Annotated in this window: 22 protein-coding genes and 1 riboswitch; of the genes, 16 read left to right on the top strand and 6 right to left on the bottom strand. The window is 45.9% G+C overall.

Annotated elements, in window-relative coordinates:
• Positions 1 to 35: 35 nt before the first annotated feature.
• Genes J2T20_RS09130 through J2T20_RS09100 form a run of 7 tightly spaced genes read left to right on the top strand, consistent with a single transcriptional unit; the run spans position 36 to position 10884 of the window.
• On the top strand, positions 36 to 2210 hold the full coding sequence (locus J2T20_RS09130; RefSeq protein WP_307587635.1) for an NAD-dependent epimerase/dehydratase family protein: 2175 nt from the start codon (positions 36 to 38) through the stop codon (positions 2208 to 2210).
• Positions 2203 to 3093 carry a hypothetical protein gene (locus J2T20_RS09125; RefSeq protein ID WP_307587633.1) on the top strand — a complete coding sequence of 297 codons (891 nt, stop codon included), beginning with the start codon at positions 2203 to 2205 and terminating at the stop codon, positions 3091 to 3093. Before J2T20_RS09130 ends, J2T20_RS09125 begins: the two co-directional genes overlap by 8 nt.
• A 25-nt stretch (positions 3094 to 3118) precedes the next feature.
• Positions 3119 to 4936 carry a DUF2194 domain-containing protein gene (locus J2T20_RS09120; protein WP_307587631.1) on the top strand — a complete coding sequence of 606 codons (1818 nt, stop codon included), beginning with the start codon at positions 3119 to 3121 and terminating at the stop codon, positions 4934 to 4936.
• 4 nt (positions 4937 to 4940) lie between these two features.
• Positions 4941 to 6383 (top strand): GT4 family glycosyltransferase PelF, encoded by a 1443-nt coding sequence (gene pelF, locus J2T20_RS09115; RefSeq protein ID WP_307587629.1) that lies wholly within the window; start codon positions 4941 to 4943, stop codon positions 6381 to 6383.
• A complete protein-coding gene (gene pelG, locus J2T20_RS09110) occupies positions 6359 to 9475 on the top strand; it encodes an exopolysaccharide Pel transporter PelG (RefSeq protein WP_307587627.1) in 3117 nt (1038 codons plus the stop codon). Before pelF ends, pelG begins: the two co-directional genes overlap by 25 nt.
• A 1-nt stretch (position 9476) precedes the next feature.
• Entirely contained in the window at positions 9477 to 10187 is a 711-nt protein-coding gene (locus tag J2T20_RS09105; protein WP_307587624.1) for a polyphosphate polymerase domain-containing protein, read from the top strand.
• Positions 10188 to 10203: 16 nt separating this feature from the next.
• Positions 10204 to 10884 (top strand): DUF4956 domain-containing protein, encoded by a 681-nt coding sequence (locus J2T20_RS09100; RefSeq protein ID WP_036652041.1) that lies wholly within the window; start codon positions 10204 to 10206, stop codon positions 10882 to 10884.
• Between the two features lie 52 nt (positions 10885 to 10936).
• Here J2T20_RS09100 and infC read toward each other — a convergent pair whose 3' ends face one another.
• A complete protein-coding gene (infC, locus tag J2T20_RS09095; protein ID WP_307587622.1) occupies positions 10937 to 11470 on the bottom strand; it encodes a translation initiation factor IF-3 in 534 nt (177 codons plus the stop codon).
• 89 nt (positions 11471 to 11559) lie between these two features.
• The gene (locus J2T20_RS09090) at positions 11560 to 12207 is read right to left on the bottom strand and encodes a TetR/AcrR family transcriptional regulator (protein WP_307587621.1); all 648 of its coding nucleotides are present in this window, start codon (positions 12205 to 12207) and stop codon (positions 11560 to 11562) included.
• Between the two features lie 178 nt (positions 12208 to 12385).
• Between J2T20_RS09090 and J2T20_RS09085 the strand changes: the two genes are divergently transcribed.
• Positions 12386 to 13576, top strand: a complete 1191-nt coding sequence (locus tag J2T20_RS09085; protein ID WP_307587619.1) for a YhgE/Pip domain-containing protein — start codon at positions 12386 to 12388, stop codon at positions 13574 to 13576.
• Between the two features lie 65 nt (positions 13577 to 13641).
• On the opposite strand, the gene J2T20_RS09080 is transcribed toward J2T20_RS09085, so the two are convergent.
• Together J2T20_RS09080 and J2T20_RS09075 are read right to left on the bottom strand one after the other, a co-directional pair.
• A complete protein-coding gene (locus J2T20_RS09080; RefSeq protein WP_307587617.1) occupies positions 13642 to 14406 on the bottom strand; it encodes an alpha/beta fold hydrolase in 765 nt (254 codons plus the stop codon).
• A 15-nt stretch (positions 14407 to 14421) separates the two neighbouring features.
• Positions 14422 to 14589 (bottom strand): hypothetical protein, encoded by a 168-nt coding sequence (locus J2T20_RS09075; RefSeq protein ID WP_307587616.1) that lies wholly within the window; start codon positions 14587 to 14589, stop codon positions 14422 to 14424.
• A gap of 30 nt (positions 14590 to 14619) precedes the next feature.
• Between J2T20_RS09075 and J2T20_RS09070 the strand changes: the two genes are divergently transcribed.
• On the top strand, positions 14620 to 14862 hold the full coding sequence (locus J2T20_RS09070) for a sensor histidine kinase (protein WP_307587615.1): 243 nt from the start codon (positions 14620 to 14622) through the stop codon (positions 14860 to 14862).
• A gap of 132 nt (positions 14863 to 14994) precedes the next feature.
• Positions 14995 to 15417 (top strand): hypothetical protein, encoded by a 423-nt coding sequence (locus J2T20_RS09065; RefSeq protein ID WP_307587613.1) that lies wholly within the window; start codon positions 14995 to 14997, stop codon positions 15415 to 15417.
• A gap of 160 nt (positions 15418 to 15577) precedes the next feature.
• Here J2T20_RS09065 and J2T20_RS09060 read toward each other — a convergent pair whose 3' ends face one another.
• Both J2T20_RS09060 and J2T20_RS09055 read right to left on the bottom strand, forming a co-directional pair.
• Positions 15578 to 16627 carry a C40 family peptidase gene (locus J2T20_RS09060; protein ID WP_307587611.1) on the bottom strand — a complete coding sequence of 350 codons (1050 nt, stop codon included), beginning with the start codon at positions 16625 to 16627 and terminating at the stop codon, positions 15578 to 15580.
• Positions 16628 to 16739: 112 nt separating this feature from the next.
• The gene (locus tag J2T20_RS09055) at positions 16740 to 17654 is read right to left on the bottom strand and encodes a phosphatidate cytidylyltransferase (RefSeq protein WP_307587609.1); all 915 of its coding nucleotides are present in this window, start codon (positions 17652 to 17654) and stop codon (positions 16740 to 16742) included.
• A gap of 96 nt (positions 17655 to 17750) precedes the next feature.
• On the opposite strand from J2T20_RS09055, the gene J2T20_RS09050 reads away from it, so the two are divergent.
• The 6 genes from J2T20_RS09050 to J2T20_RS09025 all read left to right on the top strand — a co-directional run bounded on the left by J2T20_RS09050 (position 17751) and on the right by J2T20_RS09025 (position 25115).
• Positions 17751 to 18293, top strand: a complete 543-nt coding sequence (locus J2T20_RS09050) for a hypothetical protein (RefSeq protein WP_307587608.1) — start codon at positions 17751 to 17753, stop codon at positions 18291 to 18293.
• Positions 18294 to 18379: 86 nt separating this feature from the next.
• Positions 18380 to 18484, top strand: a riboswitch (SAM riboswitch).
• Between the two features lie 83 nt (positions 18485 to 18567).
• The gene (gene mmuP / locus J2T20_RS09045) at positions 18568 to 19977 is read left to right on the top strand and encodes an S-methylmethionine permease (RefSeq protein WP_307587607.1); all 1410 of its coding nucleotides are present in this window, start codon (positions 18568 to 18570) and stop codon (positions 19975 to 19977) included.
• Positions 19952 to 20896, top strand: coding sequence for a homocysteine S-methyltransferase (gene mmuM, locus J2T20_RS09040; protein WP_307587606.1), 945 nt, complete (start codon positions 19952 to 19954; stop codon positions 20894 to 20896). The genes mmuP and mmuM overlap by 26 nt, the downstream gene beginning before the upstream one ends.
• A 182-nt stretch (positions 20897 to 21078) precedes the next feature.
• Positions 21079 to 23199: a methyl-accepting chemotaxis protein gene (locus J2T20_RS09035; RefSeq protein ID WP_307587605.1), complete on the top strand. Its 2121-nt coding sequence runs from the start codon at positions 21079 to 21081 to the stop codon at positions 23197 to 23199.
• Positions 23200 to 23323: 124 nt separating this feature from the next.
• Complete coding sequence (locus tag J2T20_RS09030; RefSeq protein ID WP_307587604.1) at positions 23324 to 24019, top strand: response regulator transcription factor; 696 nt, start codon at positions 23324 to 23326, stop codon at positions 24017 to 24019.
• A complete protein-coding gene (locus J2T20_RS09025; protein WP_307587603.1) occupies positions 24012 to 25115 on the top strand; it encodes a HAMP domain-containing sensor histidine kinase in 1104 nt (367 codons plus the stop codon). The genes J2T20_RS09030 and J2T20_RS09025 overlap by 8 nt, the downstream gene beginning before the upstream one ends.
• Positions 25116 to 25297: the final 182 nt, after the last annotated feature.

Below are 25297 nucleotides of genomic sequence, written 5' to 3'. Positions count from 1 at the left end.
ATCAAAGATAGAACGGAGGGGTAGCTATTAAAGTATTGATTACCGGTGGTTACGGATTTATCGGCTCTACTGTGGCAGAACGATTCCACAAAGAGGGTTATGACGTGTATATTATCGACAATATGTCTTCAGGAAGCAAGAAAAATATCAATTTTAAACATAAAGGTTATGTTCTTTCCGTGGAGGACACAAAATGTGAAGAAGTGTTCCGTAGTAATCGCTTTGATGCCGTTATTCACTTGGCTGCTCAAGTTAGTGTGTCCGTCTCATTAAAAAATCCTTATCAGGATGCTGAGTCCAATGTGCTTGGGTTGACCAATATGCTGTCACTATCAAGCCGGTATGGTGCTCGCAAATTTATTTTTGCTTCTTCGGCTGCTGTTTATGGCGTAACTGAAGAGATGCCGATTCCTGAAACTTCCCCTTTCGGACCTATTTCTCCCTATGGAATGAATAAAATGGTGGGGGAAATGTACTGCTCTAATTGGAAGGAGATGTACGGGTTAGACACTTTATGTTTCCGCTTTTCCAACGTATATGGGCCTAGGCAGGGAAGTAGCGGCGAGGGTGGCGTGGTCTCCATATTTATGAAGCAAATGTTGGAGAACCAAGAAATTACGGTGCATGGTGACGGCAATCAGACTCGTGACTTCATCTATGTAGAAGATATTGCCGATGCCCTATTCCGAGCTTCTTACTCCTCCCTTGACGGCGTCTACAATTTATCCAACTGCCAAGAGAATTCCATCAATGATTTAATTCGGGAGCTCCAGCAGTTACAGGGCGATGCTCTCATCAATTATGTTCCGTCCCGTGAAGGTGATGTCTATAGTTCTACCTTGGATAACGCGCGGATCATGCATGCCTTGGATTGGTCTCCTAAATACACACTGCAGTCCGGTCTGCACAAAATGTATGCTTGGGCCAGAGAGTCTAAGGAAACCAAGCCTGTTGTCAAAACTATAGAAGAAAAACCATCAATGATTCGCCAAAAGTTGAAGACCGCGCTTCCCTATGCCGAGAATCTACTTGCTTTTTCTGCTGTGTATGGACTGAATGAGATATTAGAGCGTTCGGACTATGCTGGGATGGATTTCAAGCTTGTCTATATCACGATCATCGGCATCCTCTACGGAAGCCGTCAGTCCATGCTAGCCGTGCTATTGTCTATCCTTCTCTTCATTCGGCAGCAAACCGAAAACGGCCGGGATGTCGTGTCGTTATTATACGATTCAACGTTGTTTTTCCAGTTCGCCCTATATCTTTTCGTGGGTCTAGTTGTTGGCTACAGCATCGAACGACGTACTAATCGCTTGAACAACGCTGAGCAGCAGTTGCAGCAGGCGTCAGACAAATATGCTTTTCTGTACGAGGTGTATGAGGAGACACGTTCAGTTAAGGACGAACTCCATCATCAGATTATTACAACGGAGGACAGCTTCGGCAAAATACATACGGTTACCAGAGAGTTAGAGAGCCTGGAGCCAGAACGAATCTTCCTGGCAGCTATCGGTGTACTAGAAAAGATTATGCAAACAGATCAGGTGACCATCTATACAGTTAACAAGACTAAAAGCTATTTGCGTCTTGCGGGCTGTTCAGCAGTAGACACTCTTGAGTTCCCGCGCTCTCTAAAGGCGGATCAACATGAATATCTTATGTCCCTGCTGTATGACAAGCAATTATATGTTAATAAGGAACTGAACCCTGAGTTGCCGCTGCTCTCTGCCCCTGTGGTCAGTAGAGGGGAAGTGGTAGCGATCGTATCCCTTCATGCTGTTGAGTTCCATCGCTTTACCCTATACTATCAGAACCTTTTCAAAACAGTTGTCGAACTCATCTCTTCCTCACTGTCCCGCGCGCATACGTATATTGACGCCGCTGCCAGCCAGCGATATGTGGATCCCGAGGAAGGAAGAGTACTACAGACAGAGGCATTCATGGAGATACTGGCCAGTAAACAGGCTGCAAGCGAGCAGTTCGGTGTAAATTATGTACTGCTTCCTACAGGGCTAAAGAATGTTAACTCTGAAATAATCGAACGCATCCACCGCTCCCTGCGTGAAACCGATTATCTGGGAATGAGCGCGGATGGAGAGCTGCTAATGCTGCTCAGTAATTCGACCCAAAGCGATGTCGAGCATATCGTACGCCGCTTACGTGGCCAATCCGTCTTCCTTCATTTGGAGGAGGAGCCGAAATATGCTTAAAAATTTTTATTTTATCTATGCTGCGGTCTGTGCCTGTTATTTCGGCTTTCGCTACCGCCATTCTCTACCAGAAGCAGCTGTCCGCTTCGTATTTGCTGTAGCCTTTCCGTTTGTAGGCTTTCTATTTCCTCTATTCCGGCGGCATAATGCAAACCTGAATTCACCGCGGGTGGAGAAATTGGAATCTTATTTACGACAGGACGCCCAGACTGATTTATCTAAAGTATCACGTATTGTGGATGCCACCAAAGAGGTGAATATCATTCCTCTGGAGGAAGCACTGTTGGTCAACGATCTAACCACCCGCCGTCGGACCATGATTGATCTGTTGAAGCAGGATGCAACGGATTATTTAGAGGTGTTGCGGCTGGCAGTGACCAATGAAGATACGGAAACTTCTCATTATGCAGTGAGTGCGATTGTTGAGGTCAAACGCAAGCTGAACCATTCCCTGCAGGATCTCTCCGTCCAGTATGAAAGCCACCGTGACGATGCTTTTTTTCTGGAAGCTTATGCCGAGTTGCTGCAGAATTATATGCGCAGCGGATTTCTGGACAAGGGGACGATGCAGAGGCTTAAATACAGCCTGGCAGAGGTGCTTGAGAACTGGATAGCAGCCGATCCAGACGCCTTTGATGTTTACGGGCAAAAGGTGCAATTTGAACTGGAACTTGGAAATTATGCCGCTGCCGAGCAGGTAAGCCGATTATTCCAGGATCGGTTTCCAACCCGCGAGGAACCTTATTTGGCGCTGATGAACCTGTATTTTACCACTAGGTCTCCACAGCAATTTAACCAGGCGCTGCTATCTTTGAAGCAGTCAAACGTACGGCTGTCGCATGAGGGTCTGAGATTCGTACGGTTCTGGTCGGAAGGGGCTTGAAGATTGAGTTATGGATGAACAGACTATGAAATTGAATTTCCGCATTTATACTATCATCGCGGGCATCGTGCTGCTTACAGCAGTTATGTATCTTACACATATACGGTATTTCCAGCAATTCAGTCATAACCGCAATCTAGAAACGCAGATCGAAGGCTGGAAGAACGGAGCCATAGCACCTGCTGATTCTTCCGGAGCTCCATTCTGTCTAGCCTATGACAGTGAAGATCCATTCAGTGCCCGGGTCAATGGACAGACTAACCGGGTGCTGAGGGATATGAGAAAAACGGTAGGCGTAACAGATCTCCGCAAAAACAAGCTCGAGGTGTCCGGCTGTACTGCCGTGATTCTCTCCGTGCAGGATCTTTCGCTTCTTCGGGAACCGAGTCTGCTAAACGGATATTTGGAGCAGGGAGGGAACATCTTCCTGACCATCCTTCCGAAACAAAATGATGCCTTTTATCAGCTTTACCGTAAGCTAGGAATTATTAATGTTGGGGCTTTAAAGAATGAGGTTGGAATTCGATTGATTGATGAAGTGCTTCTAGGTGAAGCGGGTCTGCAAATTGACGACAGCTTTATCAATAATACAGTGATGCAGGTGGAATTGGATTCCTCTGCACGTATTCATGCCACAACATTGGCAGATACTCCGCTTTTATGGAGCTTTTCCGTAGGGAAAGGAGAGGTTATGGTCTTCAATGGAACGATGCTTCAAGAGAAGATTAGCCGGGGAATTATCGCAGGTGGAGTTTCAATGCTGATGCCGGACTTTATCTATCCTATTTTTAACTCCAAGCTAATGTACATTGACGGCTGGCCGGCTCCATATGGTAACTCCATTGATCCGCACATCTATGAAATTTATAAATTAAACCGGCAAGATTTTTTCAAACAGATTTGGTGGCCGGATATGCTGAAGGCCGCCAAGCGTTACGGCCTGAAATATACGGCTGTAACCATCGAATCCTATGAGGATCAGGTAAAGCCACCTTTTAATTCTCCCTCCGATGCGGATGCACAAGGACTAATCAGCTATGGGAGAGAGATTATCAAAAGCGGCGGTGAGATTGGTCTTCATGGTTATAATCACCAATCGTTAACCACAGATTCCAGCAAGAGCGAAGCTTTTGATTATGCCCCTTGGGAAAGTGAAAGTGACATGGCTCAGTCGGTCAAGGAAGCTGTGAACTTTGTTAAGCGGAGCTTCCCGGATTATACAATGTTCTCGTACGTGCCGCCTTCCAATGTACTGAGCCCAGAGGGCCGCGCAGCACTCAAGCAAGGTTGGGGTCATATGGCCGTTATTTCATCCGTATTTGGGGAAGATGCTACAGGCAATTCATATGAACAGGAGTTTGAACAGGCGAAAGATGGAATTCTGGATATGCCGCGCGTTACTTCGGGCTATAACCAAGGAGATTATGAACGCTGGACGGCGGCCAATGTTCTGACGGTCTACGGTTTTTTCTCCCATTTTGTCTATCCGTACGATGTGCTTGATAGTGATCGTAACTCAGGAAACACCTGGGAGGAAATGTACGATTCCTACTCCGGAGTGTTGTCACATTTACAAGAATCCTATCCCTGGCTGCGTGCCAAAACATCCGTAGAAGCGGCCATGGATATGAAGAATCTGATGTCGAGCCATGTGGAGCTGCAACAAAGTGCTGAAGAAATCAATGGTAAAGTCACTCCGTTCCAGAGAGAAACCTTCTTTGTTCTTCGGACTCACAAAAAAATTGATCAAATGAAAGGCTGCGAAGCCAAAAAAATGGGTGAAGGCATCCTACTGATTACGGTAACCGAATCTAGTTTTACAATTCACTTTAGCGAGGCTTAAACTTATGAAAATATGCATCGTGGCGGAGGGCTCTTATCCTTATATTACCGGCGGGGTCTCAAGCTGGATTCACTCACTAACTACACATCTGCCGGAGCATGAATTTATTATTCTGGCGATTGGGGCTGATGAGAAGCAACGAGGCTTGTACAAATACAATCTTCCAGCCAACATTATAGAAGTGAAAGAGATATTCCTAAATAGTTATATGAACGAGGCTGCACCAAGCAGAGACCGCCTACGTCTAAGTCCTAGTGAACGGGAAGCACTGAGTGCCTTTCTTGGCGGTGGGAAACAGGTGAACTGGGGATGTCTATTTGATCTGATTCGTTCTGATCGCATCGCTACCGCGGGCCATCTGCTGATGAGCCGCGAATTTTTCAAAGTGCTCACTGAACGCTGCCGTGAAGACTATGCCCATGTGCCGTTTACTGAAATGTACTGGACTGTTCGCTCTATGATGCTTCCGCTGCTTCTTACGATACGGGAAGACATTCCAGAGGCGGATCTCTATCACTGCGTATCGACCGGTTATGCAGGGTTGTTGGGCGCTCTGGGCAAGCACTTATATGGAAAGCCTACTCTGCTTACCGAGCATGGCATCTACTCCCGGGAAAGAGAAGAAGAGATTATCAAAGCCGGCTGGGTTCAGGGTTATTTCAAGGATTTGTGGATCCAATATTTTTACCGCTTATCAGAAGCGGCTTACACTGCGAGTAATGAGGTCATTACGTTATTTGGCCGTAATCGGGAAATCCAAATAGAGATCGGCTGCGATGAACGCAAAATAAAAATCATTCCGAATGGCGTGAATGTAGATGATTACGCGTCCGTTGCTGGACCCCCTTCAGAGGGTGGGCCGCTAAGGATTGGTGCTATCGTCAGAATAGTTCCAATTAAGGATATCAAAACGATGATCCAGAGCTTTGCTCTAGTAAAGAAAGAACTGCTTGATGCAGAGCTCCATATCATGGGGCCGTGGGATGAAGACGAGGACTATTTCCGGGAATGCCGTCAGCTGATAGATACACTTCTTCTTACAGATGTTTTCTTTACAGGAGAAATTAACGTTCTCCAATACCTGGGCCGTCTTGACTTGGTTCTACTCTCCAGCGTCAGCGAGGGCATGCCTTTGGCGATTCTCGAAGCGATGGCCGCAGGCAAACCGTGTGTTACAACCGATGTCGGTAGCTGCCGTGACCTGCTTCAGGGCCGGGAGGATAACTTCGGGCCTGCCGGAATCGTTGTCCCTGTCATGCATTACGATAAGATGGCCGACGCTGTCATACGGCTCGGGAACAGCAGGGAGCTCCGTGAGCAATTGGGACGGAGCGGCCTTGCCCGAGCAGAGGCTCTTTATACTCATTCTCAGTTTATCCGCAGCTATCGTGAGCTTTATAATCATTATAAGGAGGAGCAGATATGGCAGGTATCGGCTTTGAATTAAGGAAGCTTTACCGTGAGCACGGACTGCTCCATCATTTTCGGGCTTATGCCTATTCCTCCATGTCGACCATAGGTCCTATGGTGTTATGTATGGCTATGGTAGCCGGAATTCAGTATCTAATGACGTTCTCTGGTGCTGCTTACTTAGAGCGTGAACTCTTTTTTTCAACCATTGTGTATGCCTTTATTTTTTCCGTACTGATTACCGGCGGTGTCTCCATGGTGCTGACCCGGTTTCTGGCAGATATGCTGTTTCAGAAAAAATATGAGCATGCCCTCTCCTCCTATTACGGAGCTGCTGCGATATGTCTGCCGGGTGGCGCAGTGGCGGCCCTGCTGTTTCTGAAGGGGGTGGAAGCAGGCTACATGTATAAGGTATTTGCGTTTTTCTTGTTCATGGAGCTGATTCTGATCTGGATACAGTCGGTTCATCTTACGGCACTCAAGGATTACAAGCGTATATTTCGCAGCTTTCTGATCGGCGCCTGTACCGCGGCTATTGGAGCTTGGGTGGTAAGCGAGTTGACGACACATCAGACAGCGGCGGGTATGATCGCTGCAGTGGATGCAGGTTTTTTTCTTGTATTGGTGCTGACGAATCGTCACTTTGAACAGGTCTTTCCGAGCAGAGATGCCCGTTTGTTTTTCAGCTTTCTTTCCTATTTCCGAAAATATCCCACTCTGCTCGGCATAGGGACATTTCTGTACGCCGGTGTGTACATGCATAGCTTTGTGTACTGGTTTGGCCCTTATCATAAGTTGGTAGCCGGCCGATATCTCATCTCTCCTTTTTACGATACACCGGTCTTCTACGCTTACCTAAGCGTCATTCCAACTTTAATCGTCTTTACGGTTGCTGTAGAAACGAACTTTTACGAGAAATTCAGGGGTTATTACGATTTGATTCGGCAGAGCGGAACATGGAAGGAGATCTCGGAGGCCCGCGGCGAAATGCAGCGCTCACTGATTAAAGAGCTGACCTTTCTGATGGAAATTCAACTTATGTTCAGCGTTATCTCTCTAGCGCTAGGAATCAAGCTGCTTCCTATGGTGGGTTTCAGTATGGAGCAATTGGATGTGTTTATCATTCTTCTATTAGGTTATTACCTGTTTATCATCACGTTTGTCATCCTGCTGCTCTTGTTGTATTACGATGACCGCAAAGGTGTTTTTATGATTAGCGGTATTTATCTCTTCCTTAATGTTGCCCTTAGTACACTCTCTATGCTGTATGAATACCATGGCTACGGTATGCTTTGCGCCTCATTTGTGGTGCTGCTGCTAGCTTTAATCCGACTAATACGTTATGTCCGCAGCATTGATTACCATACGTTCTGTGCTCAGCCGCTTATGACCACGCGGCCAAAACGCAAGCGTCTCCCGCTTTCAAGCACTGCGTCAATGACACTGGGTCTGATCGCTGCAGCGATTGTGTTGTCTTCCTGTACCAGCAGCCCTGCGGCTACAACAGTAAACCAGGGTGCCACACCGGATACGGTTACTTCCTCTACAGTGACGGAGGATAAGCTATCCGAAGATAAGCGCATCTATGAACGAGACCATGACACGAATGTTGATACGCTCTACATGACTGTACTAGCCGATGAGAAAACCGGATCGGAAACGCCTCTTGATTGGTATCAATTGAACCGGATCGTCAATCGGATGGATGAAGGGTCAATGAAGGTCATTCTGCAGGAAGGGGCTGCGGATGGCAGTGGACCGAAGCCCGGTTTCTTCGGCTATTCGTCAACGGAGGCAAACGCTAATATCTCACTAAGGGGTAAAACGGCTCGGTATACTTCCCAGCGTTCCTACAAGATCAAGCTGTTAGATCAAGCGGGAGTATGGAATGACCAAAGTACATTGAATCTTAATAAACATTCCCATGACCCTTCCCGGCTGCGAAACAAGCTCAGCTTCGATATATTCGAGGCTATGCCGAATATGACCAGCCTACGTACCCGATTCGTACATTTATACGTGAAGGATATGAGCGAGGGCGGAACAACCGCCTCTGTGAAATATGTTGATTACGGTCTGTATACCCAGATAGAGCAGCCCAACAAGAAGTTTCTCAAGAACCATTGGCTGGATCCCTACGGGCAGCTATACAAAGCTACTATGTTCGAATTTCTCCGTTATCCCGAGGACTTGAAGGCGCAGGACGATCCGACCTATGACAAGGCGAAATTCGAGACCCACCTGGAAATCAACGGTCGGGAAGATCACACCAAGCTGTTGGCCATGCTGGACGATGTAAATAATTTATCCATGCCGATCAATGAGGTGGTAAGCAAGCACTTCGACCTTGATAACTATCTAACTTGGATGGCTTCCAATATCCTAATGGACAACATGGATACGAATGCTCAAAATTTTCTGCTATTTTCACCTTTGAACACCGACAAGTGGTACTTCCTTCCCTGGGATTATGACGGGGGCTGGGAACGTCAGAGGAATGTAAACAGTATTGGGCCGTATAACAGCGGCATCAGTAATTACTGGGGCGTAAAACTTCATAACCGTTTCTTTCGAAGCCAGGAGAATGTTCAGCTTCTCAAGGATAAGATAGACGAGTTGTACCGGGATTATATCAACAGCGATACCCTTACTAAGCAAATCGCCCTGTACTACCCGATTACTGAGAAGTTTTCAAACCAAAATCCTGATCGGAACTTCTTCCCTATTCCCGTCGCTGAGATATCCGAAGACGTGAAAGCGATTAGTGAGGTTCCGCTTCGCTCTATGAAACGGTTTAAAGAAGATATAGAGAAGCCCAAGCCTTTCTATCTGGGTGACCTTCAACAGGAAGGAACCACAACTACTTTCAACTGGGATACCTCTTTCGATCTGCAGGGGGACAACCTTCAGTACGAATTCTCTTTGGCCAAAGACCCGCAATTCACCAATATCGTAAAAAAGGTCAGTACCCCAAATACCACATTGAAGTTCGGCGATCTGTTGCGGGGCACTTATTACTGGAAGGCAACCGTTAGCGATGGCAACGGTCACTCGCAGGTAGCATTCGATATTTATTTTGACGAGGAGAATCTTCCTTATTACGGTGTCAGAGAGGTTAAGGTGAACTAAGATGGAATTTAGGGGACGCCCGCTCCGGCATGAGTATAAATATTACCTGCACCCTCATGAGTATTTGTCGATCCGTCAGCGCGTCTCGGCTTTGCTTCCGCTTGATTCGCATTCCCGAAGCCCTGAAGGATATGGAATCCGAAGTCTGTATTTCGACAGCCCCGTGGATTATGCGCTGTATGACAAGGTTAACGGGATCTTTTCACGGGAAAAGTTCAGGATCCGCATTTATAATGGAAGCGATCATACGATCAAGCTCGAGCGCAAAAGCAAATTCGGAGACTATGTGCATAAGGAAAGTGCTCCACTGACGCGTATGCAGTATGAAGCTATATTACAGGGTGATTATTCGGCAGTTGATGGATCAACCTCTTCCCTAATCCGGGAATTCTACTTGGCACTGGCACATAGGGGCTACCGTCCGATCACCATAGTCGACTATTTACGGGAGGCCTATGTGTATGATCATGGAGACGTGCGGATCACGTTTGACAAAAGGCTTGTTGCCGGCGTGAACAGCATTGATCTTTTCTATCCCGGGCTTATTTTGAAGGAAACGCTGGACCCGGCACAAACAATCCTTGAAATGAAGTACAATAACTTCCTTGCTGAAGATATACGTTTTGCTGCTAGCCCGACGTTAAGTAACCGCTCCACCATTTCTAAATATGTGATTTGCCGAGAAGCGAACATGCTTCATTTCAAACGATAAGGGGACCCGCATTAGAATGAACGAGAATCTTAACTTCCAGGATTTATTTAAAAAAAGTGTCACTCATCTCGATGCCTTCCGCACGATTTCATATATCGATGTGGTGCTTGGACTCGCCGCTTCTCTGGGAATCGGGATGTTCATCTTCTTCATCTACCGCAAAACGTTTCGCGGAGTTGTATACAGCTATAATTACAATGCTGCTTTTGTACTTATGTGCATGATTACAAGCATGGTTATAATGACGATCAGCTCCAATATTGTACTGTCCCTCGGGATGGTCGGGGCGCTCAGTATTGTGCGTTTCCGTACCGCAGTCAAGGATCCCCTGGATATCGTGTATATGTTCTGGGCCATTGCCGGAGGCATCGCCACAGGAGCCAAGCTTTACCCCCTCGCCCTTATCGGCTCGCTTGTAATCGGGCTAACACTAATATGGCTCTCCCGCCACAAAATCCGTGAGCAGCAATATCTATTGATTATCCGTCATTCCGATAGCGCTACTGCATCCGTAAGGGTTCAATTGCAAAAATTGGTTTACACCCTGAAATCTAAGACCGTACGCAAAGACTATGTAGAAATGACTGTTGAGCTTAGACTACGGGATGACAACACCGCATTCGTCCATGATTTATCCGTTCTGGATGGAGTTATGGATGTTTCTCTCATCAACTACACCGGGGATTATGCACAATAAGGAAGTAAACAAAAATATTTAAGAAGAGGTAAAACTTACAGGGACGCCTGATTCAGCGCGGATTTAGTTTCACCTGCGAGCCTTTGCCGCCCGTCTGAATGCCGGAGTCCTTCACTCCCGCCTCTTTCAAATCGGCCAACAGCCGTTCCAGCACGGCTTTGGCGGCGAGTCCTTCTTTGGCGCCGGATGCTTTCACGACCAGTTGTACCGGCTTGCCGGAACGGAGATGCTTGTCCGCCTGGCGGAGCTTCGTGTCGTAATCATGCTCCTCGATATGGGCGGTGAAGCGAAGCTCCTTGACCTTCTCCTTGCCGCCGGCTCCCATAGTCCGTCCTGCGCCAGACTTACCCGACTTACCCGACTTGCCAGCTGCTGCTTCCTTCCCAGCTACCGCTTTTCCTTTACCCTTGGCAACTAAGCTGCAAGGCGGGGGACTGCTCATCAGCGAGGTGCAGACCAAATCCACCCCTTGGGCTCGGGCCATAGCCAGCGCCTCTTCTCTGGACACGAAGCCGAGCTTTTCTCCTCTGAGTCCAGTCAGCGCCACCTCAGATGCCCGGATCTGCTCATTAATTAGTACTGCCACGTAAACGCAACCTCCCCTTAAATAAACATTATAAAGTTATCATATACGGAACCTGTTTGCGGTTCAATTCCCTGCCCAAAAGTAATGACTCATATGTGATTTGACCGTTTTCTCGACTCTATCTTCGGGGTTTCAATCCTTAGTCCGGATGAAGTAAGCGGGCCATAATTCATTAGGTTTGTCATTATAGCTGAAAGCTCGAGAGGTGTTTGCTTCATTCCTGATTGTAGCCAGTGCAGTACTACTCCCAAGTTAGCTGAAGCCATATAAGAAATCAGGAATTCCAAAGGAACTAATCGATTCTCCTCTTGAGGCTGCGCATAAGAAAGGTTGTTGAAAATTTGGGTTTCCATTGAGGCCTTAAACCGATTGATGTAAGAAACATCGCCATGAGGCCCGAACATAACCTTAAAAAATCCTGCCTGACGTTCAACCTCCTCGAAAATAAGGGTTATCTTTGGGTAGGGCTCATTTCGATCGGCATAAACCATTAATTCCTTAGGATTAAGCTGCAGGATTCTATTCCGAATCTGCTCAAAAGCCTCATCCTTCATTTGGTCCAGCATGTCGGCTACGTCCCGATAATGCAGATAGAAGGTTCCTCTGTTAATATCTGCACGGTTCGCGATGTCAGTAACGGTAATCCCTTCGATACTTTTCTCTTCTAAAATCGACAGGAGAGCCTCGCGCATTAATTGTTTGCTTCGAGCTTGTCTTCGATCCATTTTTTCAGACATAAGGAGCCCCTTTCGATTAAATTATTCGAGGTAGTGAACAGTTTTGCAGAGTGGTGTTGAATAGTTAACAGAATGGGGTAAAGCTGATTATTGTATTCCGTATGACTCTCATTATAATTAACACTATGGTCATTAATCAACATATTGTTAATTAAAAATAGAGATGGGGTAGAGTGGAATGGCTCTCATAAAACAAAAAAAGCTGTGGATAGGGATAGTCGCTGTATTTGTTGTGTTAGTTGTTTTTGGGGCTGCTATGATGGGGTCGATTGTCGGGGCAAAGCCCAAAAATTTACCGGTTGCTATTGTGGTTCTAGATCAACAGGTAGGGCTGCCGACAGGTGAATCTCTAGCCGTGGGTGAGAAGATTAGGGAGAAGTTACTGTCTAATAATCAGGCTCCTATTGTATGGAAGGTTGTTGGTTCAGAGTCGGAAGTAAGAGCGGGCTTGGATCATCGAGAGTATTACGGGGCATTGGTGCTGCCGGCAGACCTCAGCAGCGGAATGTTATCGTTGGCTAGTCCAGATCCTAAACCGGCAACAGTGAAGATTATTACGAATGAAGGTGCGAATACGCAAGCCTCGTCCGCTGTAAAGCAGATGCTTGGAGCTGCAATGAAGGGCGTCAGCCTGGAGTTGTCTACGCAGTTGCTTGGACTGATGAGTCAGCAATCAGAGCAGATAACGGTAGGAGCAGCTAAAGCTTTATTATCTCCAATAATTATAGAAGAAGAGACGGTCCATGCTGTGGGTATCAATAATGCGAGTGGCAATGCACCGGGTATGCTGACTCAGATCCAATGGATTGGCAGCTTGGTAGCCGGGTTAATGCTGTTTATAATATCCAAGGAGGTAGCTGCTAAGGGAACTCGGAGATGGGTTGTTATTCTTAGTCAGATAGGGGTTGGACTCGTCTTAATAATGGCTGTATCGGGGTTCTTGGTATGGATGGCTTCGTCATGGTATGGAATGGAGCTAACACATGCTGTAGATACCTGGTTATTCCTTTGGCTGGCTGGCTCGGCATTCTTCCTAATACAATCGTCGTTACTGAACTGGATTGGCCTTCCTGCTATGGGAATCCTCGTACTTCTCATGTTCTTCTCCATGCCGGTGCTTAATATTGCACCTGAATTTCTGACGCAGGCGACGCAGGATTGGCTATACTCATGGGTTCCACTGAAATTTGTTGCAGTAGGGCTTCGAGAGGTCATGTATTTCGGCGGATTTAAGACGGGAAGTATGAACGTAGAGGTGTTATGGGGGATTTCAGTCTTTTTCCTTATTGTATTGGTAGCTTCTGGGGTTAAAAAAGGTAGGACTCAGGATGTTGCTACCGCTGCTACTACTGTGAATCCAGTTTCATAGACACACTTTTTAAACAAACGTTTGTGGGTAGGTTGATATAGAGAAAAGACACTGAGCACAGACGCTCAAGTGTCTTTTTTTCTCACCCTAGCAATGCACTCCTGAATAGCCTGCTTTACGACTTCTGGCTCCGACATCTGCGGAAAGTGTCCGCTTTGGGAAGCTATAATGTGTTTGCCCTGATGGTTAAGCTGCACAAAGTCTAGTTGATTGGCTTTTCTTAATTGATAGGCATGCTCTGGGAGCATTGGTGGTTTTTTGCCCCCAGATACTACAAATAACGGGACATCTGGGAAAGGGGCGGCCTGCCCGATTTGCTGCACGGTCTCTTCTACAAAGTGAACCTCGTTCCATTGTTTATGGGAAGAGAAGGAATCGAATTTCTGAAGGATTCGATTAATGCCCCGGATGAATCCACTTTGGGTTTCATTAATTTTTAGATCTTGCGGGTGGCTGGAATCCAGAAGCACGACTCCCGCTATTTCATTTGGATATTGCCTAGCAAACAGGTTAGCATATAACCCCCCTAGAGAGTGCCCAACTAGAATATAAGGAGGCTGGAGGTTTACTTCCTTGAGCAATTCTCTGAGTGAGCTCACAATCGCATTTCCATGCTGAGGAGTGGAGGGCTTATCGCTGCCTCCTACCCCAAATCGATTATAAGCGAAAACCGTTGTCTGCTCAGCTAGTTCATGGAACACTTTGTACCAGCCTTCAATCGGACCGCTTCCTCCATTAATGAGAATTACGGCAGGCAGGCCTTCACCAGATTGCGCGTATTCTATGTTGCCGCTCGTCGTATACTTCTTTTTCTTAGGAATGGGCTTCATTGTTCCACCTCTTCATTATTGTTTATCTATAGTTCCTGATACGATATCACCGCGGATCGGTTCCAAGCCATCCTTAAAAGTGATAGGAAGGGTAGTCAACGGTTTTTCGTCCGTTCCTGCAGATACTTGAAAATGAATATGAGGCTCAGAGGAGATAATATCATAGCCAATGCGATTTTTCATAATTCCCCAGGTACGGAGATGATTATTGAATTGATCGAACTGCCAGAGAAAGGTTGGCGCATAGACTTCAGCGATAACGGTCAAGGGATGGATCAACAGACCATTGCACGCTTGTTTGACCGTTATTATCGGGGAACGAATACGGATAGCTCCATAGAAGGAAGTGGTCTCGGAATGGCTATAACTAAGGAATTAGTCCAAGCGATGGGTGGGCGGATTAACGTGAGCACTCAAATGGGTGAAGGGACGGTAATAAGTGCTCTTTTTTATTAATTATTGTGAAAATAAAGTGAAGATTGACATGGAATCATTTTACTTTTAAAGAAGGATTTTATCGTTCTTTGGCGAAAAGATAGACGAGGTTCCGAAAGGCCATATTCTATAAATTAAGAGGAGTTGGAATATTTGAAGAAAAAGTTCAGATTTTTATTTTTAGTAGCTGTAATTATGTTCGTATTTTCATCCACCGCTTTTGCAGCGGGGAACAGTGTAACCTATAAGGCAGACACCGTTTTAGCTTTTCAAGATGGTAATCCTATAGGTGCATTTTCGATAAACTCAGCACCGTTTGATACATATGCTTCTATTTCAGTAAGTAAGGTAAATGTAACTTATCAACAATACTGGACGATTGAATATGCTGGGAAGGTTGTAGATAAGACAAATGCAGCTTCTGTGCTAGTTGAAGACACTGGATTATTATCACAAGCTAGCTGGGCATATGATTTCCCTACGAAGGGTACCTACACTATCAAATTATGGATAAAGCGAGCCAATACAACTGACAAATACCAAGCAGTTGCCTCACATGCATTTAAAGCCTACTAATGTAGCCCGACTCGTTACTGAACCGTTTCAGTCTAACCCGAATTCGTATGAATGAGGTCCAAAAGACTGCTAAAAACAGTTTCTGTAAAAAAACCCCAACCCCATGGAGTTCATGGCATTGGGGTTTGTTCGTGTCTGTATAGAAGTGGAATCGTTGTTTCTAGAACACCCTCCGGGCCGTAACGAACCGTTCCTTCCACTTACTGCCGAAGGATTCGATATGAACGCCGAGTTCCTTCGAATACGTATGCAAAATCTGATCGTTCCCTGCATAGATGGCAACATGTCCGATTTCCAGATTACGTGCGGTGAAGAACAATAAGTCCCCTTTACGCAGATCGTTGATCCCGATTTCCTTGCCTATCTTGGCCTGATCATAGGAGACTCGTGGAAGCTCAATCGACAGTGTATCTTCGAACACACGCTTAACAAAAGAAGAGCAGTCAAAGGTGTCTGTCTGATCCGGTGAAGCACCGAAGACATACGGTTTGCCTAGATATTTCTTTCCGTAAGTAATCAGCTCGTCCGCTTGCATCTTAATCAGGGAGGAGCTTGTGTAATCGGTATATTTCGGTTTCGCTGATAAGTATCCGATTTTGTTATCGGGGGTGCGTACTTTTATCCATAAAGCATCAACCTCGTCGATAACATGAACTTTTGAGCCTGCGGCCAGCATTTCCAGACTTGCGGAGGCGCTCTGGGAACTGGGGAGGTTTCGAAGATTGACGCCCCAAAGGATGGCAGTATCATAGTCTATTACAGACGAGATTTGGATGGATCGGGTGTCCGGATCCCACTTCACTGTATTTCCCAGGGCTTCAGTAACGAAGCGCAGCGGTATCATGGTGTACCCATTAGTAATATGGCCGGCAGTGGTCAGTTTCAGTGTCTGATCATTTAGATTAGCTGTAAGCTCTCCAATGCGATAGGTAAACGTTGTGTCGCCCTTAGTTGCTGTGACCGTTTTATTCGTGTTATTCCAGGATAGATTGGCACCCTGTACCTTAAACAGTTCATTCATAGGAACAAGTACCGTACCGTTGAGGTTGATCGGCTCGACTTCAGGTTGAAGGCGTTGGCCGTCCAAATAGATGGACATTGCGATGGGAGTCATTTGGGCCTCGGCCTTGGTTTCTTCTGCATGAGCAGAGGCTGAATATAACATGGACATAGTCAGAAGAGAAAGTAACACGCCTTTGATTTTCGTCATTTGGTCATCACCTTGTTGAGAAATGTTGGTCATATTAGTTAAACGAAGGTAAGACCAAATGGTTTTGTTGTAAAATTTAACAAATGGACATTTCTAACCTTTTCTTAAATTCCTACATAAAATCGAAGAAGTAACGGATGACGTGGAAAAAAATCGGCGAGGTATAGGTCAGACTATCGACCCGGCTTAAGTAGCTTTTTTTCAAAGACTCGAACTTATCGTCATCGCCGATTAACAAATCCCGTTTCAACACGGAGACCGTTAGGCTGCCGAAGAAACCGCTCAAGCTGATTAGCATGCCGGACACGATCCCAAAAGTTAGGTCAAGAGGAGTTAAGTACGGGTAGATTAGATAAGAACTCCCTGTCGTTACGATAAACGCGCACGCAAAACCTTCCCAAGTTAAATACGGGTTGGCTGTCGGGACTACCTTTCGCTTGCCGAAATACATGGATGCCAAATGGTGCACCACGTCATTTAACTGCGTCAACACCACTAGGAAAAGTACAAGTCCTGCGCCATACTGCGGTGTAGCAAATTGGAAGTAGGCCAGATGACTAAGCCCGAAAACCATCAGCATAAGCCCCCATTGAGCCTGACTGACACTGCGCAGAAAACCTACCGTTCCTTTATTAATCAGACGAGGGATCGGTAGGAACAAGAAGATATAGACCGGGATAAATACGATAAACATCCCGTACCACTCGATATAAATCCAATAAAATTGTACAGGAATGGATAAGTACGCCCACAGAAAAAGTCTGCGGTCGGCTTTTTTGGATTTGATCATGGAGAAATACTCTTTCAGTGCAAAGAAGGTGAGTGCCATTAGGGACAGCAGGGAAACGATAGGGTTGAAAAGGGTTGCCAGGCAAAAGATGAAGAGCATGCCCCACCAGGTTTTAATGCGGAATCCAATGGCCGTATAGTCTTTGCTCGGCTGTAATCTACCCACTATATAGTAGACCAATTGGATAGCCGATAAGGCTGAAAATATAAGAATTAACGTAAATAATGAGCTGCTCATTGCCAATCACCAACTTATCGTGAGGTAGATTCCATTAAAGGGATCATATGATATTATGAAGGAATAGTCCAAACTTGATAAGGGGAAATTATGTAAATGGCAGAAGATCGATCGGTCTTTATTTTGCTCACGAATACCGGAACGCTTTTTACGAAAATGATTCAAGGCTATACGAAAGCGCCATACAACCACGCTTCGATTTCGTTTAACCGGGAACTTTCTGAGCTGTACAGCTTCGGGAGAAAGCACCCAAGCAACCCTCTCAACGGTGGATTTGTGAAAGAGGATATTAAGACAGGCACATTCAGCAAATATCCGAATACGACCTGCGTCATCTATGAGCTACATGTATCCGACCGCGAAGTCGAGAAAATGAAGCGGGTTTTGCAAATTTTTATCCGAAGCCGTAAAAAGTATCTCTATAACATTCTGGGTGTTATCGGTATCGCACTCAAGGAACCTGTTGAATTCAGCAACTCCTACTTTTGTTCGCAATTCGTTGCCGAGATTCTAGAGCGCTCCGGCATAAAGCTATGGAACAAGCTGCCTGCACTCGTTACACCGGACGACTTCCGGCAAAGCGAGCGGTTGTATTTGATCTACGAAGGGAAGTTAGGTGAGTATAAACCAGAGCAGTGAAGCCTGCGCTGCAAACCGATACATAAATCTACTTATATATTGACAGCTGAAACATAGATCGCTATAGTAGTTAAAAATCAAATTATTTCTTATCCAGAGAGGTGGAGGGACTGGCCCTTTGAAGCCTCAGCAACAGATCTCTGAAGGATACTGTGCTAACTCCAGCGGGTGAACAGCCTGATAGATAAGCATTTGTCTTTATTTATCAGTACGCACTCTATTATAAGGGTGCGTTTTTTGTGTTCACCCTGGATGAAGAAGAAGGGGAGAAAGCATGGAGAACAACAGAAAACAACCATTTCAAAGAAAGATGGAGACACGGCATGTCGTCATGCTGTCGCTTGGTGGGGTAATCGGGACTGGATTATTTCTTAGTTCCGGCTATACTATTCAGCAGGCTGGACCCTTAGGAACAATTTTGGCGTATCTCATTGGTGCGGTATCCGTTTATTTGGTTATGCTTTGTCTTGGAGAACTGTCCGTACATATGCCGGAGACCGGTGCGTTTCACAGTTATGCAGCCAAGTATATTGGTCCAGCAACCGGATATACAGTCGCCTGGTTGTACTGGTTGACTTGGACCGTTGCACTTGGTTCAGAGTTTACAGCGGCAGGACTGTTGATGCAGCGCTGGTTCCCTTCCGTTAACGTATGGATTTGGAGTGCATTGTTTGCATTGATGATCTTTTTGTTTAATTCGTTGACGGTCAGGCTTTTTGCGGAATCGGAGTTTTGGTTTTCTTCGATTAAAGTACTAACGATTGTAATATTTATTATTCTGGGTGGGGCCGCTATGTTCGGATTTATCCCAATGGCTGAGACGGAAGCTGCACCCCTCTTTTCAAATATAACGGCTTCCGGTTGGTTCCCGCAGGGTGCAACAGCCATCCTTCTTACCATGCTCGCCGTCAATTTTGCCTTTTCGGGAACGGAGTTAATTGGAATTGCAGCCGGGGAAACGGTTGATCCGGAAAAAACAATTCCTAAAGCAATCCACACCACGTTGTGGCGTCTGATTATCTTTTTTATTGGGACGATTGTAATTCTGGCTGCACTGCTGCCCATGTCAGACGCCAGTGTTCTGGAGAGTCCATTTGTAGCTGTGATGGAGCGCATCGGTGTTCCATATGCCGCTGATATCATGAACTTTGTTATTCTGACAGCCATTCTGTCAGCAGCCAATTCAGGATTATATGCCTCCTCCCGGATGCTGTGGTCTCTAGCGGATAAACAGACCGTCTCTCCGGTGTTTGCCAAGTTAACGAAGCGGGGCGTGCCGATATATGCGGTAACCTTCAGTATGCTGGGTGGTGGATTAGCGTTGCTGTCCAGCATTATTGCACCGGGGACAGTGTATATTGCTTTGGTATCGATTTCTGGACTGGCTGTTGTTGTCGTATGGATGAGCATCAGCCTGTCACAATTGTTGTTCCGCAGGCAGTATCTACGGGAAGGGAATTCAGTTAAGGATCTAATTTACCGGACTCCTTTTTATCCGGTGGTACCGCTAGTCTCTTTAGTCCTTTGCCTGGCTTCATGCATCGGAATTGCTTTTGACTCGACACAGCGAATTGCGCTGTATTGTGGAATACCCTTTATAATCTTATGTTATGGCAGCTACTATCTCACTCAACGTGTAAAGAAAAGAGGACAAGCCCATGTCGAACCTATCCAATCCAATTGAAGCTATTTTACGCGATTACTCCGTTATGATTCTGGATGGAGCCCTCGCGACCGAATTGGAGCAGCATGGATGTAATCTAGATGATCCTCTCTGGTCCGCCCGTGTGCTGCTGGAGAATCCTGAGCTAATCTATCAGGTGCATGCCGATTATTTCAGAGCCGGAGCGGACTGTGCAATTACGTCCAGTTATCAGGCTACGGTATTGGGCTTTGGTGAAAAGGGAATCGGGGAACAAGCTGCGTTGGATCTGATCCGCTTAACAGTACAGCTAGCTAGTCGGGCGAGAGATGATGTTTGGCAGGAAGGGGAGCAGACCCATCGGCCAAAGCCGCTTGTAGCAGCATCCGTAGGTCCTTATGGTGCTTATCTGGCGGACGGATCGGAGTATGTAGGCCATTACGGGGTGACAGATGAGACTTTAACCGCCTTTCATCGTCCCCGGATGGCTGCACTAATCGAAGCAGGGGCCGATATCTTAGCTTTTGAGACCATTCCTTCCCTTCAGGAGGCTGGGGTGTTAGAGGCACTGCTGAAGGAATTCCCAGATGTCTTCGCCTGGCTGTCCTTTTCGTTGAAGGATGGAACCTCCATCAGTGAGGGGACATCGCTTGAAGAGTGTGCCGCTCGGTTCGGGTCCAATAAGCAGATTGCTGCAATCGGCCTGAACTGCGCACCGACAACCGTGGTGACCGATGCAGTCACTATTCTGAGCAACTACACCACAAAACCGATCATTGTATATCCTAACTCGGGAGAGATGTACAACCCGGAGACCAAAACCTGGCATGGAAACGGAACCTGCGGGAGTATGCGTGATGAGTCGGAACGTTGGTACGCTGCAGGGGCGCGCATAATAGGTGGATGCTGCCGTACAACGCCGCATCAAATCCGTGAGTTGGCTGAAAGATGGCGCAAGTAAAGCAGTAATTTCCACACATGATAGCCAAGTTGAGGGGGCTGTCCCAAAGGTCATGCAAATGGCCGCTGGGATATTCCCCTTTTATTAAATTTAAATTCATACTATTATGATAGGGTTTATAATTACCGATAATAATAAAGTAACATAAAATTTAATCTAATAATTAAAGGTGGTTTAGCTTCATGAGTGCTTTTATTTTAAAACCTTTTATAGCTGTCATTTCCCGTTTAAAGTATGCGCAGAAGTTTATTCTGCTTAGCTTGCTTTTTGTTGGACCCTTGGTTTTTCTGTTGAGTATTTGGCTCTCAAATATTCAGCAAAATATTGAAATTGCAGAGAAAGAAAAAGTGGGAGTATCCTATATCGAATCTCTCATGCCTCTGATGCTCAATATACAACAGCATCGTGGGCTAGCGAATGGATATTTGAATGGAGATACAACTTCAGAGTCCAAGCTTGTTGAAACGGAAAAAAAGATCAATTCCAATATAGAGCTTATTGGCAAGACAAAAGCCAAGAATATAGTAGAGCTTGATTCTACTGACCTGTGGACACTTATTCAAAGTGATTGGAAGAAGCTGCAGGCGACGACAACTTCGCTTAGGCCCGAAGACAGCTTTAATCAGCATTCCGCTCTCATACACAACGTGCTCGGTCTCATCACTCTTGCGGCAGATCAATCGGGATTAACTCTGGATCCTGAGATTGATTCTTTCTACTTAATGGATATGATGGTTAACCGACTTCCCATACTGATTGAGCTTACTGGACAAGCCCGTGGTCAAGGAAATGGAATATTGGCTCGGAAACAGATCACTACGGATGAAAAAATAAGCTTGATGATCGACAAAAATCAGATTGAAAATGCTCTACAGGGAATTGAACAGGCAGTGATTAAGGCGACTAAATATAATACATCTTTTGACAAACAGTTTGGGGATACGAGTAAACTCAACGTAGAGTCTGTTAATCGTTTTATTCAAGCGTTAGATACAAATATATTAAATACATCGGCAATATCTATGACGCCAGCAGACTATTTTGCTGAAGGCACGAAGGCGATTGATGATTCTGTGAGTCTCTTCAAAGTCGTCTCTGCTGAATTGAGCCAACTTCTTGATGTACGGATCGACAACCTTTCCTCCAACCGAAATAACATGCTTTTAATTATTGGGATTTCCCTGCTATTGGTTGGACTTTTCTATACTGCGTTCTATAGAAATGTAAAGTCAACGATTCAATCCTTACAGGTTGGGGCAGCCAAGTTAGCTGCTGGTGATTTGTCGGAGCGTTTGAAGCTTCAGACGAAGGATGAATTAAGTTATGTGGGAGACTCGTTTAATCTCATGGCTGATTCACTTAATGATCTTCTTCGCCGGAATCAGGAAATCTCCGAGCAGGTGGCGGCTTCCTCACAGCAATTATCAGCGGTATCTGTGGAGTCAACGACGGTTATGAAACAAATTGCTTACTCCGTCAGTGCCATATCAGATGGTGCGGAAGTACAGCAGAAAGCCTCGGAGGAGAATGCGTTGGCCATGAAAGAAATGGCCGTAGCTATAACGAGGATCGCGGAGAGCGCGTCGGAAGTTTCAGACTCGGCCTCAGACGCGACGAATGGAGCAAAATTGGGAGAGAAGAAGCTTCAGGATTCGTTTATCCAGATGAATCTAATTCAAGAGGCAGTAGGTCAGTCCAGTCAATTCGTAACGAAACTAAACGAGCATTCCGATGAGATTCATTCGATTGTGTCTATGATTATGGGAATCTCCTCACAAACCCATCTTCTTTCGTTAAATGCCAACATTGAAGCAGCAAGAGCAGGAGAGCAAGGTCGAGGTTTTATGGTTGTGGCCACGGAAGTAGGCAAACTCGCCGAACGAACAACACAATCGGCCATGTCGATTGCAGCACTCGTTGATGAAGTCCGTACACTGGTTGCAAGGGTTGTAGCCTCTATGGAACAAACAGCTCTAGTAACGGAGCAGGGATTAGAGACAAATAAGGAAGCTGTCCAAGCTATTGGAATAATATTGAACTCCATTCAGTTAGTCGCGGATCAAATTCAGGATGTGTCTGCATCTGCAGAACAAGTATCGGCAGGCACGGAGCAAGTAACAGCAGCGTTTACCGAGATGGTGGATATCTCGAAACAAACGGCCGATGAATCGAGAAATATGGCTGCTGCCGCCGAGGAACAATTATCATCTATGGAAGAAGTGCAAGCATCCTCAGAAATGCTAAGCGCGAGTGCGCAACAACTTCAGGATGAGCTGGGAAGATTTAATTTGTTAGAAAGATAGAAAAAAATCAATCATGAAGGGCACCCAAACGGTTGTCCTTTTTTGCGTTTTGTCTCAGCCTAAGTTAGGATTCAAATAGTAAGCTTAATATACTATTGATCGTTATATATAGGAGCGGAGTGGAATGAAGCGAATCACGGTTTTGATAGCGGATGATGAGGCGGAGATCGCTGATTTGGTCGCCTTGCATTTGCAAAAAGAAGGGTATCATATTGTTAAAGTCTCTGACGGGAAAGCTGCTATTCAGGCGATTCAGTCACAATCGATAGATTTAGCCATATTGGATATTATGATGCCTGAGATGGATGGTTACGAGGTGACCCGTCAAATTCGGGAGCAGTACCATCTGCCAATCGTTTTTTTGAGTGCCAAAATCTCCGATCTCGATAAGATCACGGGGCTGGTGATGGGGGCGGACGACTATATGACGAAACCGTTCAATCCTATGGAATTGGTGGCTCGAGTGAATTCTCATCTCCGCCGTTCTTTGCACTTCAACCAACCTGCGGCAGTGAATAAGACGGTACTGGAGGTGAGTGGACTAACCATTTCACTGGATCAGCATACCGTTACCCTTTATGGCGAGGTTGTCCAGTTAACGCCGAAGGAATTTGATATTCTCTATTTATTAGCCAGCCACCCGAAGCAGGTTTTTAGCGCGGAAAGTATTTTTCAGCAGGTGTGGGCTGAGGCCTACTATGAAAGCGGCAATACGGTTATGGTACACATCCGAACCCTGCGGAAGAAGCTTGGAGAAGATATGAACAAGAATAAATTTATCAAAACTATCTGGGGCGTGGGGTATACGTTCAATGAATAAGGGAATCCGAAGCTTTAGGACCAAAATGATTCTGCTGCTGGGGTTAAGTATGCTTTTGTCCGGCGCTATTACTTACGGGGTCTATAGGCTCCTTCAGCTCTATTATTCCGGTGTGCGCCGGGAAGATCCTGTGGCCCAGTATCGTCATATCATGAGTAACATAGGGGATATTTATTTTTTCCTGCTCCTCTTTATTCCGCTGGCTATTCTTTTCTTCTACTGGTTTACCAAACCGTATGCTTCCTATTTCAATGAGATCTCGAAGGGAATTCATCATCTGGCTAGTGGTGAGTTTAAGAATCGGGTTCATATTTCCTCTAGGGATGAGTTCAAAGTCATTGCGGAAGATCTGAATCTGGCAAGTGAAAAGCTGCAGCAGGCCGTAGAACGAGGGGATTTTGCAGAGAACAGCAAAGATCAGTTAGTCGTGAATTTGGCGCATGATTTACGTACACCGCTTACCTCTGTATTGGGTTATTTGGATTTGATTCTTAGGGATAATCAGTTGACAGAAGAGCAAGTCAAGCATTTCACTTCCATTGCCTTTACGAAGTCGAAGCGTTTAGAGAAACTAATTGATGGATTGTTCGATATCACTAGAATGAACTATGGTATGCTGCCGGTTGAGAAGAAGCGAATAGACATCGGTGAGCTGTTGATGCAGCTGAATGAGGAATTATATCCTGTTTTTGAGAAAAATCATCTGCTCTCTAGAGTAAATATTACGCCAAACTTGTACATTGCAGGTGATGGGGAACTTCTGGCCCGTGTGTTTGAGAATCTATTAACCAATGCCGCCCGTTACGGGAAGGATGGAATGTATGTAGATATTAATAGCCGCCTTGCTTCTGGGCAGGTGGTGGTTGAGGTCATTAATTACGGGGGATTCATCGATCCAGACGATTTGCCACATATCTTCGATATGTACTATACGAGTGACCGGGCAAGAACGCATCCGGGGGGCGGCACAGGTCTGGGCCTGTTCATTGCCAGGAATATTGTGGAGCAGCATGATGGAGTCATTTCAGTAGAAAGTAGCGTGGTACGAACACTATTTGAGGTCCAATTGCCGCAAGAGCTCGGGTCCAACACATAGACGCCAACGATCTGCACTTCACACCTCTGTTATGCGGATTGCACCATCTGAGGGCGATTCAATTGCACTTTTACATCTCATTTGGCGGATTGCACCATCTGAGGGCGATTCAATTGCACTTTTACATCTCATTTGGCGGATTGCACCATCTGAGGGCGATTCAATTGCACTTTTACATCTCA

Source organism: Paenibacillus wynnii (genome assembly GCF_030812855.1).
GTDB lineage: Bacteria > Bacillota > Bacilli > Paenibacillales > Paenibacillaceae > Paenibacillus_AQ > Paenibacillus_AQ wynnii_A.
This window is presented reverse-complemented; position numbering and strand designations above follow the sequence as displayed.

What these genes read in the sequence shown, in the direction of transcription:
- J2T20_RS09125 (WP_307587633.1), top strand. Translation starts at nt 2,203, where the DNA reads ATGCTTAAAAATTTTTATTTTATCTATGCTGCGGTCTGTGCCTGTTAT.
- J2T20_RS09120 (WP_307587631.1), top strand. Translation starts at nt 3,119, where the DNA reads ATGAAATTGAATTTCCGCATTTATACTATCATCGCGGGCATCGTGCTG.
- pelF (WP_307587629.1), top strand. Translation starts at nt 4,941, where the DNA reads ATGAAAATATGCATCGTGGCGGAGGGCTCTTATCCTTATATTACCGGC.
- pelG (WP_307587627.1), top strand. Translation starts at nt 6,359, where the DNA reads ATGGCAGGTATCGGCTTTGAATTAAGGAAGCTTTACCGTGAGCACGGA.
- J2T20_RS09105 (WP_307587624.1), top strand. Translation starts at nt 9,477, where the DNA reads ATGGAATTTAGGGGACGCCCGCTCCGGCATGAGTATAAATATTACCTG.
- J2T20_RS09100 (WP_036652041.1), top strand. Translation starts at nt 10,204, where the DNA reads ATGAACGAGAATCTTAACTTCCAGGATTTATTTAAAAAAAGTGTCACT.
- J2T20_RS09090 (WP_307587621.1), bottom strand. Translation starts at nt 12,207, where the DNA reads ATGTCTGAAAAAATGGATCGAAGACAAGCTCGAAGCAAACAATTAATG.
- J2T20_RS09085 (WP_307587619.1), top strand. Translation starts at nt 12,386, where the DNA reads ATGGCTCTCATAAAACAAAAAAAGCTGTGGATAGGGATAGTCGCTGTA.
- J2T20_RS09080 (WP_307587617.1), bottom strand. Translation starts at nt 14,406, where the DNA reads ATGAAGCCCATTCCTAAGAAAAAGAAGTATACGACGAGCGGCAACATA.
- J2T20_RS09075 (WP_307587616.1), bottom strand. Translation starts at nt 14,589, where the DNA reads ATGAAAAATCGCATTGGCTATGATATTATCTCCTCTGAGCCTCATATT.
- J2T20_RS09060 (WP_307587611.1), bottom strand. Translation starts at nt 16,627, where the DNA reads ATGACGAAAATCAAAGGCGTGTTACTTTCTCTTCTGACTATGTCCATG.
- J2T20_RS09055 (WP_307587609.1), bottom strand. Translation starts at nt 17,654, where the DNA reads ATGAGCAGCTCATTATTTACGTTAATTCTTATATTTTCAGCCTTATCG.
- J2T20_RS09050 (WP_307587608.1), top strand. Translation starts at nt 17,751, where the DNA reads ATGGCAGAAGATCGATCGGTCTTTATTTTGCTCACGAATACCGGAACG.
- mmuP (WP_307587607.1), top strand. Translation starts at nt 18,568, where the DNA reads ATGGAGAACAACAGAAAACAACCATTTCAAAGAAAGATGGAGACACGG.
- mmuM (WP_307587606.1), top strand. Translation starts at nt 19,952, where the DNA reads ATGTCGAACCTATCCAATCCAATTGAAGCTATTTTACGCGATTACTCC.
- J2T20_RS09035 (WP_307587605.1), top strand. Translation starts at nt 21,079, where the DNA reads ATGAGTGCTTTTATTTTAAAACCTTTTATAGCTGTCATTTCCCGTTTA.
- J2T20_RS09030 (WP_307587604.1), top strand. Translation starts at nt 23,324, where the DNA reads ATGAAGCGAATCACGGTTTTGATAGCGGATGATGAGGCGGAGATCGCT.
- J2T20_RS09025 (WP_307587603.1), top strand. Translation starts at nt 24,012, where the DNA reads ATGAATAAGGGAATCCGAAGCTTTAGGACCAAAATGATTCTGCTGCTG.